The following is a 15,122-nucleotide window of genomic DNA, read 5'->3' as shown; positions in this document are numbered from 1 at the left end:
AAAATCCTTAAGGATTTTATAGCTTTTTTTTATTATGAACATACTAATCGTAACTTTAGGTATGGTCAGGATCCACAATTGTATTATAATGAAACTATAATTACATAATATCGTTGGATGACGGGGTTAATTTCTTTCGCATGGAGGCACTTTTAATGAGTAAAAAAATCCTGGTAGTAGAAGATGAACAATCGATCGCAACTTTATTGAAATACAATCTGGAACAATCCGGTTATTCGGTCATCACCGCTCATGACGGTGAAGAGGGAAGGGACATGGCTGTAGATCAGCGCCCTGACTTGATGATTCTAGATCTTATGCTTCCTAAAATGGATGGAATCGAAGTATGTAAGGAACTAAGGCAGCAGAAAGTGAATCTGCCCATTCTCATGCTTACAGCGAAGGATGATGAATTCGATAAAGTTCTTGGCTTGGAGCTTGGTGCCGATGATTATATGACCAAACCATTCAGCCCGAGAGAAGTGGTGGCGAGGGTGAAAGCGATCCTCCGCCGCAGTCAATCGAATCAGGAAGCGGCAGACGCAGCCGAAGAAGAGACTGATTATAAAGAAGTCGGGGAGTTGAAAGTGTATCCGGAGCAGTACGAAGCGTATTTCCAAGGTCAGTTATTAGAATTGACGCCGAAGGAATTTGAGCTTCTTCTTTATTTAACCAACAATAAAGGCAGGGTTTTGACACGGGATCAGCTTCTAAGTGCGGTCTGGAATTATGATTTCGCCGGAGACACAAGAATTGTCGATGTTCACATCAGCCATCTTCGTGAAAAAATTGAATCCAATACAAAGAAACCTGTTTATATAAAAACGATCCGCGGACTCGGTTATAAGCTGGAGGAGCCAAAAGTTCAATGACAAAATTCAGGACCAAGCTCCTTTTTGCCCTAATAACACTAATCATCGTCGTATTGATCGGACTTGGCCTTGTATTAGGACAGATATTCAAGAATTTCTATATGGACACCTTTAATTCAAGGATCCAAAAGGAATCGAGATTACTGGCCAACTCCATTGAAGAGAATGGAAGCCTGAAGGACATCAACCCGTCCATGATCGAAGAGCTTAGTGATATATTGGATGTCCGGATCACAATCCTGAATGATTCGGGCAAGGTCATCCATGATACAGAGTCGGATGATTCCCTCCTGGATGTCCATCAGAAGAGGATGATCAATGAGATCGGTGATAATTGGGATGTGAAAGATAAGAATAAAAAACTTGTCTTATCCGGGAAAGAATACCGATATTATTGGTATCCCCTTAGAAAACAGGACAATGAAATCAACGGACTCCTGATCATGAGCACGGAAGTACAGGCGCTTGAAAAGGGGACTGGCCAAATCTGGCTTGTGCTGACGGTTTCCCTCGGTCTTGCGTTAATACTGATCATCATTCTGGGTTCAAGGATCACGGTGCGTTATACAAGACCGATCGAGTCTGCTACCAAGGTGGCGATTGAACTTGCCAAAGGGAATTTCAGGGCCAGGACTTATGAGGATCGATTGGATGAAACCAGCATGCTGAGTACATCGATCAATATATTGGCCCGCAATCTCCAGGAAATGGTCACTTCACAGGAGATGCAGCAGGACCGGCTGACTACTTTGATCGAAAACATGGGGAGTGCCATGCTTCTCATTGATCAGCGGGGGTTTGTCGTTCTGACGAATCACACATTCAGGGAGTTCTTTAACCTTGAGGAAAGTCAGTTGAGGAAAGTGCGCTATCATGAAGTCATTCATTATCCTCAGGTGAACAAGCTGGTGGAAGAAATTTTCATGACTGAAGATCGGGTGCGGAGGCAGATTCTCCTCCCCCACAGGATTGAGAGAAAGCATTATGAAGTGTACGGTGCCCCGATCATCGGTCAAAATGACGAGTGGAAAGGGATTGTCGTCGTATTCCATGATATTACCGAGCTGAAGAATCTTGAGCAAATGAGAAAGGATTTTGTGGCAAACGTCTCTCATGAGTTGAAGACACCGATCACATCGATTAAAGGTTTCTCTGAAACATTGCTGGATGGGGCGATGCAGGATCGTGATGCATTGAAATCGTTCCTCGAAATCATCCTGGCGGAAAGCGACCGCCTGCAATCGCTCATACAGGATTTATTGGAGCTCTCCAAAATTGAAAAGCATGGATTTGAGCTGTCCCTCGAAAAACAGGAAGTGCCTGCCCTTATCTTAGAGGTCCTGCCGATCTTGAAAGATAAGGCGGAGAAGAAGGAAATTACAATTCACACCCGGTTCGAGTCAAAGGGTGAGGCTGAAATCGACCCTTACCGGTTGAAGCAAGTATTCATCAACCTGATCTCTAATGCGATTGTCTATACTCCGAAGGGCGGGGACGTGACAATATCCGTTACAGAAGGGAATGAGAAGGTCGTTGTCGCCATTACGGACAACGGCATCGGAATCAGTGAAGATGAGCTTCCGAGAATCTTTGAACGCTTCTACCGCGTGGACAAAGCCAGGAGCCGCAATTCAGGCGGAACGGGTCTCGGCCTTGCAATCGTCAAACATATTATTGAGGCTCATGAAGGGAATATCGAAGTCGACAGTGAAGCGAACAAAGGCACGACCTTCACAGTTTCTCTTAATAAAAATTTCCCCGATCATTCATTAGGAGAAATAATTAGAAGATAAACCATACTCTTACTTATTTTTTACAATCTATTTACAAATGCTTAAACCGGAATTAACAAACGGGTGCTACTATAATGATGAAACCCCTTCATCCAAGGAGTTATGAAAAGGCGAGAACCAACCCCGTTCTCGTCTTTTCGCATTGAAAAAACAGTCTTTCCTTCCCGCTTCATCCCCTCCTCCCATTGTCATATTTTTGAAACCTTTTTCCATCCTGCCCGTATATATTACTAGTCGACTAATAGTATAGAGATAGGTTGTTTGTAATAGAAAGGGAGGGAGTTAATGAGTCTTAAACGTATTTATACCGTCACTGGAATGGTTATTGCCGCTCTTATATTGATTCTTGTATTAATCACATCCTGGTATACCGTGGACGAATCCGAACAGGCACTTGTCCTCACTTTTGGTGAAGCGGGCGAGCCGGTTGTCGAACCCGGTCTGCATTTTAAAATGCCCTGGCCGATGCAGTCGGTAGAGGTTCTTTCGAAAGAAACGTTCAGTCTTCAGTTCGGCTATGAGGAGAAGGATGGGGAGATCAAAGAATTTCCGAAAGAAACGAAAATGATCACCGGAGATGAATATATCGTCCTTGCCGACCTCGTGGTGCAGTGGAAAATCACTGATCCCGAAGGATACTTATATAGTTCGGAGGATCCGAAGGAAATCCTTTATGATGCAACTTCAGCTTCTTTAAGGAGCATTATAGGAAGTTCACTCATCGATGATGCGCTGACTTCAGGGAAAGCGGAAATTGAAGCCAATGTCAGGGAGCTGTTAACGGATCTGATCGATAAATACGATATCGGTATTTCCATCCTGGCAGTTAAACTGCAGGATGTCGAACTGCCGAATGATGAAGTGCGCAGTGCTTTCACCGCTGTTACGGATGCACGCGAGACCATGAATACGAAAATAAACGAAGCGAAAAAATACCGCAACCAAAGGACGAATGAAGCGAAAGGTGAAAAAGATGCCATCATCTATAGAGCAAAAGGTGATAAAATTGCTCGCGTGGAGCAGGCACGCGGAGATGTGGCAGTCTTTGATAAGCTCTATGCTGAATATAAAAACAATCCGGAAATCACCAGAAAGCGCCTGGTTCTTGAAACGCTTGAAAACGTGCTGCCTGACGCCGAAATCTATATCATGAAGGATGACGGGGACACGCTGAAATATTTCCCCATCAGACAGCTTGAAAATCAAACACCGCCGGTCAAAGAGGAAGGGAGTGAGGGATAATGGCTGATCAAAATGTCTTTGAGATGAAATCACGGCAAGATCCGGTAGAATGGAAAAAATATAGAAAACTGGGCATTTTCCTGGTCATCCTCCTCTTAGCTGTCCTGCTTCTTTTCACAAGCCTCTACATTGTAAAAGAGAGTGAGTACAAAGTGGTGAGACAATTTGGCGAGGTCGTCAGAATCGATAAGGAACCCGGCTTGAAGGTGAAGATTCCGTTCATTCAATCAATCACTACCTTACCGAAACATCAAATGACTTACGATGTGACAGAAGCGGAAATCAATACGAAGGATAAAAAACGGATCCTGATCGATAATTTTGCTGTATGGAGCATTGAAGATCCACTGAAGATGATCAAAAATGCGAGGACAGTAGTGAATGCTGAAACGAAGATGGAGGAGTTCATTTATTCGGTTGTCCGTGCAGAACTCGGACGGTTGAATTATGATCAAATCATCAATGACGAGAAATCCTCCCGTGGAAGTCTGAACGATCAAATCACGACGAAAGTGAATGAGCTGCTCGCTAAAGATGAATATGGAATTGTTGTTAAGGATGTGCGGATGAAACGGACAGATCTTCCTCAAGCGAATGAAAATTCCGTTTATACCCGTATGATTTCAGAACGAGAATCAAAAGCCCAGGAATATCTGTCGATGGGAGACGCCGAGAAACAGAGGATCACGGCTGATACAGACAGGGAAGTAAAAGAACTTCTCGCAAAGGCAGGTGCTGACGCAAATGTCATTCGCGCAGAAGGAGAATCCGAAGCAGCCAAGGTTTACAATCAATCCTTCTCGAAAGATCCTGATTTCTATGATTTATTTAAAACGTTAGAAACGTATAAGAAGACGGTAGATGAAAAAACCGTCATCATCCTGCCTTCAGATTCACCGTACGCCAGACTGTTGATGGGTTATACGGAATAATATCAATAAGCTCTTCCGGCATGGAGGCATCTCCGCGGAAGGGCTTATTTTGTTCCCGGGGGAGACACCTCTTTTTCCTTTCTCCTTTAGGCATGATAGAATAAAAGAGGATGACATAGAAGGAATCGGACATGATATTATCCGGCATAATAAATAAGTTGAAGTGTACTCAACCCTTTTAGAGGAGGTTCTTTTATGACGAAAAAGTTAGTATTGATTGACGGAAACAGTATAGCTTACCGGGCATTTTTCGCCCTGCCCTTACTGAATAATGATAAGGGTGTACATACAAACGCAGTATACGGTTTTACCACCATGCTCCAAAAGATCCTGGAAGACGAAAAACCGACTCATATGCTGGTAGCATTTGATGCAGGAAAAACGACGTTCAGGCATAAGACATATAAAGAATATAAAGGCGGCAGGCAGAAGACCCCGCCTGAGCTGTCAGAGCAATTTCCTTATATCAGGGAGCTTCTTGACGCTTATGGCATCAAGCGCTACGAAAGGGAAAATTACGAAGCAGATGATATCATCGGGACATTATCCCTTCAGGCCGAATCAGACGATTATGAAGTGAAAATCTTTTCAGGGGACAAGGACTTGACCCAACTGAGTACCGATAAAACGACGGTTTGCATCACAAGGAAAGGAATCACTGACCTCGAAGTGTACACGCCTGATCATATCAAGGAAAAGTGGGAAATATCACCCGATCAGATCATTGATATGAAGGGATTGATGGGAGACAGCTCGGATAATATCCCGGGGGTCCCAGGAGTCGGGGAAAAGACGGCGATCAAGCTGCTGAAAGAATTTGAAACGGTTGAAAAGCTTCTGGAATCCATCGATCAGGTCAGTGGAAAGAAGTTAAAAGAAAAACTTGAGGAAAATAAAGAATCAGCAATCATGAGTAAAGAACTGGCTACTATTCTGCGTGAAGCCCCGGTTGAAATCAAAGTGGACGAACTGGGCTATGACGGTATGGACGCAGCCAGGCTGAAAGAAGTGTTCAAGGATCTTGGCTTCAATTCCCTGCTTGAAAAGATGGGGGAATCTCCTCAGGAAGAAACGAAGGAGCTCGAAGAAATCTCTTATGAAAAACTGCAAAAGATAGAAGCAAAGCATCTTACGAATGAGACTTCTTTATATATTGAAATGCTTGAAGAAAATTACCATACAGGATCCATTATCGGACTGAGTATGCACAATGGAGAAGGCACGTTCTGCTTCACACTTGATGCGGCACTCGAATCCGAATATTTTAAAAAATGGGCAGAAGGCGAAGCGAACATCAAGTATGTGTATGATTCAAAGCAGGCTGTCGTCTCCCTGAAAAGACATGGAATCGATATCAAAGGGATTCAATTCGATTTATCATTGACTTCCTATATCCTGAATCCTGCTTCTTCCGGTGATGATTTCGCTGCGATCGCTAAAGCCCACGGTCTCCCTGAAGTGGATTCCGATGAAGCGGTCTATGGAAAAGGGGCTAAACAAAAAGTCCCTGCAGAGGACGTACTTTCTGAACATCTGGCCAGAAAAGCGGCAGCCCTGCATGAACTGAAAACGTTGTGTACGAAAGAGCTTACGGATAATGATCAATTGGAACTAATCGATGAACTCGAACTCCCGCTTGCCTTGATCCTTGCTGAAATGGAGCATACAGGGGTAAAAGTCGATCAGCAGCGCCTGCTCGATATGAAGGAGGAACTTGGAAATCGAATTGAAGAGCTTGAGAAAAAGATTCATGAGTTGGCAGGTGAAAGTTTCAACATCAATTCGCCAAAGCAGCTAGGAGTCATCCTGTTTGAGAAATTGGGGCTGCCTGCAGTGAAGAAGACGAAAACGGGATATTCAACTTCAGCGGACGTACTTGAAAAACTTCAATCCAAACATGACATCATCGATCACATTCTGCATTACCGCCAGTTAGGGAAGCTTCAATCCACTTATTTAGAAGGCTTGTTAAAAGTGGTTCATAAAGATTCAAGTAAGATCCATACACGGTTCAACCAGGCATTGACGCAGACCGGCCGTCTGAGCTCCATTGACCCGAATCTGCAAAATATCCCGATCCGTCTGGAAGAAGGAAGGAAAATCCGACAGGCTTTCATCCCATCTGAAACAGGCTGGGTGATGTTTGCAGCCGACTATTCACAAATCGAGCTCAGGGTGCTTGCTCATATTGCGGGGGATGAAAAGCTGATCGAAGCTTTCCGGAATGATATGGACATTCATACGAAAACAGCGATGGATGTGTTCGGGGTTTCAAAAGACGAAGTGTCATCCAATATGAGAAGACATGCGAAAGCGGTCAATTTCGGGATTGTTTATGGAATCAGTGATTATGGACTATCACAGAGTCTGGACATCACCCGGAAGGAAGCCGGAGAATTTATCAGGAAATACCTGGAGAGCTTCCCGGGAGTGAAAGAGTATATGGATGATATCGTCCAGGAAGCCAAGCAGAAAGGGTATGTGACAACACTGCTCAACCGCCGGCGCTATCTGCCTGAAATCACAAGCAGAAACTTCAATCTCAGAAGTTTTGCCGAGCGGACGGCCATGAATACACCAATTCAAGGGAGTGCCGCTGATATCATCAAGAAAGCGATGATCGATATGGCCACAAGATTGAAAGAAGAAAAACTTCAATCACGCTTATTGCTGCAGGTGCACGATGAATTGATTTTTGAAGCCCCCGAAGAAGAAATTGAAACATTGAAGAAAATTGTACCGGATGTGATGGAAAACGCGATGGAACTCGAAGTTCCATTAAAGGTCGATTATTCATACGGCCCTACCTGGTACGATGCCAAATAAACATAGGACGAGGAGGTGCCTGCATGCCTGAACTTCCTGAAGTCGAGACGGTCCGCAAGACGCTTGAACTCCTTGTCATCGGAAAGAAGATAAAAGAAGTCTCAGTCTTCTGGCCAAAGATGATCAAGCATCCTGAAGAGACCATAGAATTCATTCATGGTCTGCAAGGACAGGAAATATTTGAAATGAGGCGGAGAGGGAAATTTCTGATTTTCTATATGAATGAAGTGTCCCTCGTGTCCCATTTGAGAATGGAAGGAAAATATGGGGTGTATGAGAGCAGTGAACCGATTGAAAAACATACCCATGTCATCTTTCATTTTACTGACGGTACAGAGCTCAGATATCGGGATGTCCGCAAATTCGGAACGATGCACCTTTTTAAAAAAGGGGAAGAACTTCTCCATCGCCCGCTGATCGGACTGGGAGCCGAACCCTTTGACAGAGAATTCACCGTATCTTACCTGCAGAAGAAGCTTAAACGCACCGAACGGATCGTCAAAGCTGCACTGCTGGACCAAACCGTCATGGTGGGTCTTGGGAACATCTATGTTGATGAGGCATTATTCCGTGCCGGTATCCACCCAGACCGTAAAGCGAAGTCGCTTACGAAGAATGAAGTCACCATTCTTCACAAATGCATTATCGAAACGTTGAAAGAGGCTGTCGAGATGGGGGGCAGCACGATCAGGTCCTACGTGAATTCACAGGGACAAATGGGAATGTTCCAGCAGAACCTGTATGTCTACAGCCGGAAAGATGAAGACTGCAGAAAATGCGGGACGCCGATCGAGAAAAAAGTTTCGGCAGGAAGAGGGACCCATTATTGTCCCCGCTGCCAGAAAGCATGAATGAGCCTGAAGTTATTTAACATCTGATAAGCCCTTGCCATATAGTATTGTAATGATTTTTTGGGAGGGCTTTTAGATGACTGAAACATTCGCCTTATTACTGCTTGCATTTGCGGTAAGTCTTGACAGCTTTAGTACCGGTTTAACGTACGGATTACGAAAAGTGAAAATTCCTTTAAAATCAATCATTATCATATCGATTTGCTCGGCAAGCTCGCTGCTTGCCGCCATGATGGTAGGAGATACGATTCAATCCATTTTATCCCCGGTATGGGCAGGGCGGATCGGCGGGCTTATCCTCGTCTTGATAGGCGGCGTAGTCCTGTATCAGTTCTTCAGACCTGAAAGAGACGCGGAAGTGAGCCCGTCAGAAGAGAAAACATTGATCAACTTTGAAATTAAGTCCATCGGATTAGTCATACAGATACTCAGGAGACCACTGACTGCAGATTTTGACAGGTCGGGAACGATTACCGGAATTGAAGCGTTCATGCTTGGAATTGCCCTGTCACTGGATGCTTTTGGAGCCGGGATCGGTGCAGCCCTGCTGAATTTTTCCCCGCTTTTACTGGCGCTGGCCATTCTCTGCATGAGCTTTGTTTTCTTATCATCAGGCTTGAAATTGGGGCAATTCTTCTCGCATTTGAAATGGATTCACCGTGTTTCGTTCCTGCCGGGCGTGTTGTTGATACTTATAGGGATTCTGCGTTTTTAAGCGAAAAGGCAATGTAGAAAGGATCTGACATATGGCAATTATTCTAGGATTGACAGGCGGCATCGCTAGCGGCAAGAGTACCGTCTCAAACATGCTCGATCAAAAAGGGTACACGGTTATAGACGCCGATCTTGCGGCACGGAAGGTCGTCGAGACAGGGCAGCCGGCTTACCTTGCGATTGTGGAGGGATTCGGCAAAGGCATTCTACATGAAGAAAATGAAACGATCGACCGGGCAAAACTAGGGAATATTGTATTTCATAATGAAGAAATGAGAAGAAAATTGAATGGCATCGTTCATCCTGCCGTACGCGGCATGATGCTGTCAGAGAAAGATCAAGCCGCAGATTCAGGGAAAAACACGATCATCATGGACATTCCGCTTCTATATGAAAGTGATCTGACATGGATGGTCGACCGGACAATCGTCGTATATGTAGATGAAGAAACGCAATTATCGAGGCTGATGAAACGAAATCAATTCACCAAGCAAGAAGCATCTTCACGAATCGCTTCCCAGTTCCCGCTAAAAGACAAAGTCGGACTCGCCGATGCCGTCATCAACAACAACGGAACAATCGAAGAAACTGAAAAACAGCTCAACCAGATAATAAAGGACTGGAATCTAAGACCATAATACTTAACCACAACCGGCAGGTCATCCCTGCCGGTTTTTTATGTGCTTGAATGCGATTCATTAATATCCTTAGAGAACATATTCCCCAGTTGGATTCTAATTGTAGGCTCAAGTTTTACTGAAGAAAAGTATTGAGTTAAACTAATTTATGTTTTTAGGCAAATCCAGCTGTTGATTGGAGTGGAAGACGCAGACTCCTGCGGGAGAAGTGGCTTATGTGAGACCTGTCCAGCTCCGGCGGCTAGAGGCTCGAGGTCATAAGACAAGCAAGCCAAAAAGGCAAAAAGCGCCTTTCCGGCTTGCTCGCCTTATGCTTGTCGCCTCTGAGCGAGCCGCCTCCGCTTTTCTGATTGTCCAGCTCCGGCGGCTAGAGGCTCGAGGTCATAAGTCAATCAAGACAAAAAGGCAAAAGGCCTTTCCGGCTTGCTCGCCTTATGCTTGTCGCCTCTGAGCGAGCCGCCTCCGCTTTTCTGATTGTCCAGCTCCGGCGGCTAGAGGCTCGAGGTCATAAGTCAATCAAGCCAAAAAGGCAAAAAGCGCCTTTCCGGCTTGCTCGCCTTATGCTTGTCGCCTCTGAGCGAGCCGCCTCCGCTTTTCTAATTGTCCAGCTCCGGGGCTTAGAGGCACATGTCATATGTCAAATCGGCCAAGAAGGCAAAGAACGCCTTCGCGGCCGATTCGCCTTATGCCACCCGTTTCTGAGCAAAGCCCCTCCGCTTTTCTATCCCGCAGGCGAAGCCGGGGAGGCTCACGGGTCACCCGCGGAAAGCGAAGTCTTCCACGGAAATCAACAGTGGTATTGAAGTGGAATTTATGTATTTTATACATCATTTTTCACAAGAACGTAGAATATAATTTGTCAGAATAATAAAACATTTAAAATCAGCAAATTACTTATTAACTATTTTTCTAAATATGTTATACTATTTTTAGTTAATAAACATATAAGTATAACATTAATATAGAGGGGAGCCGGATTTATGAAGGCGAAAATTGCGATTAACGGTTTTGGACGCATTGGAAGAATGGTTTTCAGAAAAGCGATTATGGAAGAGAACTTAGAGGTTGTTGCGATTAATGCAAGCTATCCAGCAACCACACTGGCACATCTGATTAAGTATGACACAAATCACGGTACATTCGATGCCGAAGTACTGACCGAAGAAAATGCCATTATCGTAAACGGGAAAAGAGTTCAATTATTAAGTGATCGCGATCCGAAAGCATTACCTTGGAAAGCCCTGGGCATTGATATTGTAATCGAGGCAACAGGTAAATTTAATTCCAAGGATAAAGCAAGTCTTCACCTGGAAGCCGGCGCCAAGAAAGTCATCCTCACAGCACCAGGAAAAAATGAGGATATCACCATTGTCATGGGTGTAAATGAAAGCGCATTAAATATCGAAGAGCACGACATCATTTCAAATGCATCCTGTACGACAAACTGCCTGGCTCCTGTAGCAAAAGTGCTGGATGAACAATTTGGAATCGACAACGGCCTGATGACGACAGTCCATGCCTATACAAATGATCAGAAGAACATTGATAATCCACACAAGGACTTGAGAAGGGCGAGAGCATGCGGTCAATCGATCATCCCTACGACAACGGGAGCTGCGAAAGCGCTGTCACTCGTACTGCCTCAATTAAAAGGCAAATTGCACGGAATGGCCCTTCGCGTACCTACTCCAAACGTGTCGCTTGTCGACCTGGTGGTAGATGTGAAAAGAGATGTGACAGCTGAAGAAATCAATGAGGCATTCATTACAGCTTCATTAGGTTCTCTGAACGGAATTGTCGAATATACAACCGAACCGTTAGTTTCCATTGATTTCAATACAAATCCTCATTCCGCCATCATCGACGGATTATCCACAATGGTAATGGGGGACCGCAAAGTCAAAGTGCTTGCATGGTATGACAATGAGTGGGGTTACTCCTGCCGCGTAGTCGACCTCGCAAAATATGTCGCCGCCAAAATGGATGTCAAAACAGAAGTGAACGTTTGAAAGAACCAACAAAAATAATAAGAAAACCAATCGAACGTCCTCCCGGGGGCGTTCTTTCTTTTATGCTGGCTGACAAAGCGAGTCTTGCACAGAAATCAACAGCGGATTCAAGGAGGTTTCTTTCAAAAAAGTTTTAATAATTTTATTGCAAAAGAATATTAAACAAAGTATACTATTTTTCGTGAACTTCTTAAAAGCAGATGAATACTGATTTAGCTACTTAAAGGGTTAGGACCTCTTCGGACTAACTTTCCCCCGTGGTAGTTAAGATTTTGCCGAGGGACTTGTTCATTTTGACGAAAAAAATTATGTCAAAGGGGGAAACGATCAATGGAAACAATGGGTCGTCACGTAATCTCGGAACTATGGGGTTGCGATTTCGAAAAGCTTAATGATGTTGTAGGAATTGAAAAAACGTTTGTAGATGCTGCACTGAAATCAGGTGCTGAAGTACGTGAGGTAGCCTTTCATAAATTTGCTCCTCAAGGTGTGAGCGGAGTTGTGATCATCTCTGAATCGCATTTGACCATTCACAGTTTTCCTGAACATGGTTATGCAAGTATTGATGTATATACGTGCGGTGATTTAGATCCTAATATTGCTGCTGAATATATTGCAGATGCTCTTGGTGCGGATACTCGTGAAACAATCGAGCTGCCTAGGGGAATGGGTCCTGTCCAAGTGAAGAAATCACAGGCTCAAGCACTTTAATAGCGATAACGTAAAGGGATGCATGACAGTGCATCCCTTTTTTGATGACTAGAGACAAAAGGGATGAACCCCGCCATTCTCAATCCTCAATTTTCAACTCAGCCTTTTTCGTGTAAAATAAGGATATATAAAGGGAGGCAGGAAAATGAGTGGATTACGAACCTTGTTTAAGAGATTTCAATCAGAATGTGAAACGTCGGATCAGAATGATGATCCGGGCTTGCGTTCCGAGTATTATAAATCGATGCATGGAGCTGCGTTCAATGCCGTACTGGACTTATTCTCGTCTTCAGAGTACGAGGTCATTTCGGAATCCAGGGAACGAGGGGAGATCACGGTCCGGAAAAACGGGACTCCACGTCTGTTTATCGTTGCAACCGTAATCACCGTCCGTCCCCTGGAAACGGCTGTCGACTTCAAAGTGAGTGCGGATAAAGGGAAGATTTTCGGTACATACACAGTGTTGAAAGCGCAGATCAGGCATTATTATCAAACGCTTGGCAGTCAATTGACAAAGGTAAAATAACGGTAAATCCTTATTATGCTTGTGTATGCGGCAGCTTTTTTATATGATTGAAGTAATAGTTATTTAAAACGGAGCTGATAATATGAAATGCCCGTCATGCCAGCATAATGGGACCCGCGTAGTCGATTCCCGTCCCGCTGATGAAGGACGCTCGATCAGAAGGCGGAGAGAATGCGAAGAATGCAACTTCCGATTTACGACATTCGAAAAAGTGGAGGAGCTCCCGCTGATTGTCGTGAAAAAGGAAGGAGTTCGTGAGGAATTCAGCCGTGAAAAAATCCTTCGCGGGTTGATCAAGGCCTGTGAGAAGAGGCCCGTCCCCCTTGAGCGCCTGGAAAAAATCTCGCTGGATATCGAAAAAGAACTCAGAAATCAAGGAACATCTGAAATTGAATCGGTGAAAATCGGCGAAATGGTCATGGACGAGCTTGCAATGGTGGACGAAGTGGCGTATGTACGTTTTGCATCCGTCTATCGACAATTCAAGGATATCAATGTATTTATAGACGAATTAAAAGAATTAATAAAAAAAGAGTAAAGTCGTGAGCTGAAGAGACATTCTTTAGCTCTTTTTCTCTTTATTTATTTTTGAAAGGTTGAATCAGACTATGAAGAAGCATTGGAATGAAATACAGCCGATCGATCACTACATCGCAGCGACTAACGGGATGCTTCAGGAATATGACCGCAAGATTATTACATTCCTTTATCAGCCTCTGATCGGTGCTGCTCCTTACAGCTTATATATGAGTCTATGGGGGGAAGTGGAGGAAAACAGGCTCTGGTCCTCAGGATCTGCTCATTATCATTTAATGAACGTTCTCTCTGCAAATCTGCAGGAAGTATACGAAGCGAGGTTGAAGCTTGAAGGAATCGGCCTATTAAAAGTTTATGAAAATAAAAGCGGAGGAGAACGAAGCTTTGTGTATGAACTGCAAAGCCCCCTTCTGCCTCAAAATTTCTTTCGTGACGGCATGCTGAATGTATATCTGTATCAGAAAATAGGACGTACCCATTATATGCGTCTAAAGCAATTCTTTACCGACCAGGCTGTTGATATGGATCAATACAGTAATATCACCCGTTCATTTCAGGACGTCTTTACATCGGAACAGAACATCAATTTCCTGAATCATGATGCCAATGCTGATTCAGAAACCGATGCTGGCAAGAAATTCATCCACTATCAGAACGGTACCGGGCTCCCTCTCGATGAGGTGGACTTTGACTTTCAACTGCTGCTCACTGGTCTGTCAGAGGTGATGGTACCGAGAAAAGCTTTCACGATAAAGGTGAAGGAAACGGTTAAGAAGCTGAGTTATTTATACGGAATCGATCCTTTGCCTATGAAGAATCTGATCTTGAGCTCCATGGACTCGGAGGATGAAATCGACCTCGAAATGCTGAGAAAAGCAGCGAGGGACTGGTACCAGCTTCAAACCGGGGATAAGCTGCCGGATTTAGCTCCCAGGATTTCTCCCAATCGGGAAGGAAAAAGAACGGACAAGCCGTTAACGAAGGAGGATGAACTCCTGGAGTATCTCGAAACGACTTCCCCGAAGGACGTTCTTTCGGATATCTCGAACGGAAGCAGCCCTTCTAAATCAGACCTGCAGGCTGTCGAAGAAGTACTGCTGTCACAAAAACTGCCGGTCGGGGTCATGAATGTGCTCATTCAGTATGTCCTTTTGAAAACGGATATGAAGCTCACAAAAGGGTATATGGAAAAAATTGCTTCACACTGGGCGCGTAAGAAAGTGGAGACAGCCGGGCAGGCAATGGAACTTGCTAAGAAAGAGCACCAGCAATACCTCGAGTGGGCACAAGGGAAAAAAGAAAACAAATCCAATAGAAGAAAACCTGTACGGACAGAAAAGCTCCCGGATTGGTTCAAAGAGGGTGGAAGCAAGGATGAAAAACCCGCTTCTTCAGAAAGTGATGATTATGACTTTGAAGCTGAAAAGAAAAAGCTTGAAGAGGAATTGAAAAAATTCAGGAAGTAGGTGAA

At 44.3% G+C, this 15,122-nt stretch carries 13 protein-coding genes; all 13 read left to right on the top strand.

Translation table 11 applies throughout. The features are described from left to right. The first annotated feature begins 155 nt into the window (after window positions 1–155). Window positions 156–872 (top strand): response regulator transcription factor, encoded by a 717-nt coding sequence (locus tag V6B33_RS11640; RefSeq protein WP_334217917.1) that lies wholly within the window; start codon window positions 156–158, stop codon window positions 870–872. After that, window positions 869–2,665, top strand: coding sequence for a two-component system histidine kinase PnpS (pnpS, locus tag V6B33_RS11635; RefSeq protein ID WP_334217916.1), 1,797 nt, complete (start codon window positions 869–871; stop codon window positions 2,663–2,665). The genes V6B33_RS11640 and pnpS overlap by 4 nt, the downstream gene beginning before the upstream one ends. Before the next feature lie 285 nt (window positions 2,666–2,950). Next, the gene (gene hflK, locus V6B33_RS11630; RefSeq protein WP_334217915.1) at window positions 2,951–3,907 is read left to right on the top strand and encodes an FtsH protease activity modulator HflK; all 957 of its coding nucleotides are present in this window, start codon (window positions 2,951–2,953) and stop codon (window positions 3,905–3,907) included. Further along, window positions 3,907–4,839, top strand: coding sequence for a protease modulator HflC (hflC, locus tag V6B33_RS11625; protein WP_334217914.1), 933 nt, complete (start codon window positions 3,907–3,909; stop codon window positions 4,837–4,839). Before hflK ends, hflC begins: the two co-directional genes overlap by 1 nt. A gap of 195 nt (window positions 4,840–5,034) precedes the next feature. Next, the gene (gene polA / locus V6B33_RS11620; RefSeq protein WP_334217913.1) at window positions 5,035–7,665 is read left to right on the top strand and encodes a DNA polymerase I; all 2,631 of its coding nucleotides are present in this window, start codon (window positions 5,035–5,037) and stop codon (window positions 7,663–7,665) included. A gap of 23 nt (window positions 7,666–7,688) precedes the next feature. After that, window positions 7,689–8,516 (top strand): DNA-formamidopyrimidine glycosylase, encoded by an 828-nt coding sequence (gene mutM / locus V6B33_RS11615; RefSeq protein ID WP_334217912.1) that lies wholly within the window; start codon window positions 7,689–7,691, stop codon window positions 8,514–8,516. 76 nt (window positions 8,517–8,592) lie between these two features. Further along, entirely contained in the window at window positions 8,593–9,231 is a 639-nt protein-coding gene (gene ytaF / locus V6B33_RS11610) for a sporulation membrane protein YtaF (RefSeq protein WP_334217911.1), read from the top strand. A gap of 31 nt (window positions 9,232–9,262) precedes the next feature. Beyond that, window positions 9,263–9,868, top strand: coding sequence for a dephospho-CoA kinase (gene coaE, locus V6B33_RS11605; protein ID WP_334217910.1), 606 nt, complete (start codon window positions 9,263–9,265; stop codon window positions 9,866–9,868). 980 nt (window positions 9,869–10,848) lie between these two features. After that, window positions 10,849–11,877 carry a glyceraldehyde-3-phosphate dehydrogenase gene (locus tag V6B33_RS11600; protein ID WP_334217909.1) on the top strand — a complete coding sequence of 343 codons (1,029 nt, stop codon included), beginning with the start codon at window positions 10,849–10,851 and terminating at the stop codon, window positions 11,875–11,877. A 330-nt stretch (window positions 11,878–12,207) separates the two neighbouring features. After that, window positions 12,208–12,588, top strand: a complete 381-nt coding sequence (speD, locus tag V6B33_RS11595) for an adenosylmethionine decarboxylase (RefSeq protein WP_034756998.1) — start codon at window positions 12,208–12,210, stop codon at window positions 12,586–12,588. Window positions 12,589–12,733: 145 nt separating this feature from the next. Further along, window positions 12,734–13,114, top strand: a complete 381-nt coding sequence (locus V6B33_RS11590) for a cytosolic protein (RefSeq protein ID WP_334217908.1) — start codon at window positions 12,734–12,736, stop codon at window positions 13,112–13,114. An 82-nt stretch (window positions 13,115–13,196) separates the two neighbouring features. Next, window positions 13,197–13,652 (top strand): transcriptional regulator NrdR, encoded by a 456-nt coding sequence (nrdR, locus tag V6B33_RS11585; protein WP_334217907.1) that lies wholly within the window; start codon window positions 13,197–13,199, stop codon window positions 13,650–13,652. 70 nt (window positions 13,653–13,722) lie between these two features. Next, window positions 13,723–15,117, top strand: a complete 1,395-nt coding sequence (locus tag V6B33_RS11580; RefSeq protein WP_334217906.1) for a replication initiation and membrane attachment family protein — start codon at window positions 13,723–13,725, stop codon at window positions 15,115–15,117. Window positions 15,118–15,122 lie beyond the last annotated feature (5 nt).

Source organism: Mangrovibacillus sp. Mu-81, from assembly GCF_036867415.1.
Lineage (GTDB): Bacteria > Bacillota > Bacilli > Bacillales > Bacillaceae_B > Rossellomorea.
The sequence above is the reverse complement of the archived record's forward strand: the minus strand, read 5'-3'. Positions and strand labels throughout refer to the sequence as shown.